This window comes from Xenorhabdus sp. PB61.4 (assembly GCF_963894935.1).
Lineage (GTDB): Bacteria > Pseudomonadota > Gammaproteobacteria > Enterobacterales > Enterobacteriaceae > Xenorhabdus > Xenorhabdus stockiae.
In genome coordinates, this window is sequence record NZ_CAWQJR010000107.1 from 1 (window position 1) to 2,269 (window position 2,269).

The window sequence follows — 2,269 nt, forward strand, 5'->3', positions numbered from 1 at the left end:
GTTTTGTTAAATTATTTAATTAATTTTGTGATCTTCAATGTCATTTTTTACTACAGTATGATCTCACTGTAAAGTTTCAAGTTAATTCAGTTTAAAACATTATTTTTTTGTTTCTTTTTGTCAATGATTAATTATGTCAAAGTAACAACGATAATAATGGATCTTGGTTCGATACTAAAGGATATATTTGAGTATAGTTAGAAGTATTTAATCCAACACCTTTAACAGTATAGTAACTTGTAATACCTAATCCCACCTCTCTTAGATTCGCTCCTTGGTTTACAATATTTGTAATATTATCACCTATATCGCTAATTTTTACTGGTTTTCCCGTTGTACATTTCAAAGCAGGTTCAACTTGATCAGCAGTATCTACATATAGGTATACATTTCATCGATATGTTTTGACAAGGATTTCTTATTTTCATAATGCAATATGTCCTCATCACACATAGCGGCACAATCATCCAGGTGTTCTAATGCCTTCATCGCATTTCCATGCCAAAGATACCATTTTGTGCTGGTCAAAAAGTCCAATAATTCGGCACCGAGTTCAGGTGCGCTTTTTGATACTCCTTTGGCATATTGTTTTAGTATTGTCAGACGCATCGTGATATGCAACCAATCCAATACGTGCTGGGATTCGGGGTACAGGTTAAATTGCAGATCCCTGAGATTATCAGCACCATCCGATAAGAAAGTAATTTGTTGATTCGCCTGCATTCCCTGTAAAGATAACTGGGCAATGAGTTTTCTTCGGGGATGATTTTCCAGACATTGCACAAGACCAAAACGTTTGGTCGGAACATTAGCCGCTTATGATTTTCCGGCGATGACTTCGAAATGATGTTTTCTGTCGTCCCGATTTCTGACGTAACCTCCATCAATGCCCACCGTCATCGGTTTTCCCGGTTTAGGTAAGTTTCCCCATCCTCTGGGATCACCGGTGAGAAAATCAGGTAACCCCTCTAATTCGGCCTCTTGTCGCTTGGCTGTCTGGCAACGATGATTTCTGACGGTGGCGGCATTAACGTGTTCCTCCACCGGAAGAATATCTTTGAGCAGACTGGCGGTCAATCCATAAGACACCAGTGATGCCCACCGGGTTTCTATGTATTTAAGTTCCGGATGAATATGCGTATCACACCAGTGATTGAGCAGGCTAACGGTTTGGGTTGAATGTTTCTTACACGCACACCGGTAAACCCGAAATCCCTCCACGGGAATAATGCCAAACAAGGTACGGTATTGGATGGTCTGTTTGCCTTTTATCCGCCGGTTTCGTTGACAATGGGGACAAGCACGAAGTTCATCCAGATATTCAGCCGCCTGTTTCTGGATCACCGATTGCTGGATAGCATTCAAAAGCAATTTGGATTCAGACAGGGAAAGCCCAATGTCATTGGGGGAATCCTTCTGTTTTTCTATCATGAATAGAGTCTCAGTATGGCGATACCTCGATTTATCGATCACAGCGATTTGGATTGCGAATTGCATGATGCTGTCCTCCCGGGGTTGTGGCTACTGTATTCCCCCGTTTTTTAGCTGGTGACGCAATTTATAATACGTAGAAACGCCTAAGCCTACGTTATCGCAGGCCAGCTTTAACTTGATGCCTTTCGCTCTTAACGCGTCTATTTGGGGTAATTTACTGATATCCGCAGGCGGCCTGCTCGTTCGTTCCACGCGCTGTTTTTTTGCTACGATCCCTTCGGTTTGCCTCTCTCGAATGAGTGCCCGTTCAAACACCCTATCACGATGGGTTCAAGTTCAGGTGAATCAAGATTGAGCCGACTTAATTGGCGATTAATCTTTTGGTGGTTGAATTTGACGGCATCAAGTGCCTCAACCAATGAACGGATCTCTCCGATCATGGTTGTTTCATCAGCATGAATAATCGCGTTGAACAGTGCCAGTGTTTTATCGGCTTCATCGGCTAACGTCGCCCCGGGCATTCTGTTTCCGGCCAGACAAAAAGGAGACGTTAGGTTAGAATTTTCGAGAATAGTTTCAATACGGATATCGTGAAACCAATGCTCGAAAAAGTTGTACTCGTAGGTAAAACGGTCACCGGCATCAAATCCAAAGTCATCCAGCGCGATTTTGTAAGGGTTATCAGAAAATGCAATCCCACCGGAGTAGAAAATGCCGTAATCTTTAGGTAACCTCTAAAAACTCTCAATATAAAAAATAAGATCAATTTTGCACTCACCAATAAATGTCCTTATTGTGTATGACTTTTTTCTTGCTTTTTCAGGGAAAAAATAAA

Annotated in this window: 1 protein-coding gene and 2 pseudogenes; all 3 read right to left on the reverse strand. The window is 41.6% G+C overall.

The genetic code is table 11. The annotated features are described in order from the left end of the window. Window positions 1-375 precede the first annotated feature (375 nt). Window positions 376-1,497, reverse strand: a pseudogene (locus AACX68_RS06295) (ISKra4 family transposase); the annotation flags it as partial. Between the two features lie 203 nt (window positions 1,498-1,700). After that, complete coding sequence (locus AACX68_RS06300) at window positions 1,701-1,955, reverse strand: hypothetical protein (RefSeq protein ID WP_228860832.1); 255 nt, start codon at window positions 1,953-1,955, stop codon at window positions 1,701-1,703. A gap of 9 nt (window positions 1,956-1,964) precedes the next feature. Continuing rightward, window positions 1,965-2,147, reverse strand: a pseudogene (locus tag AACX68_RS06305) (IS1096 element passenger TnpR family protein); the annotation flags it as partial. Window positions 2,148-2,269: the final 122 nt, after the last annotated feature.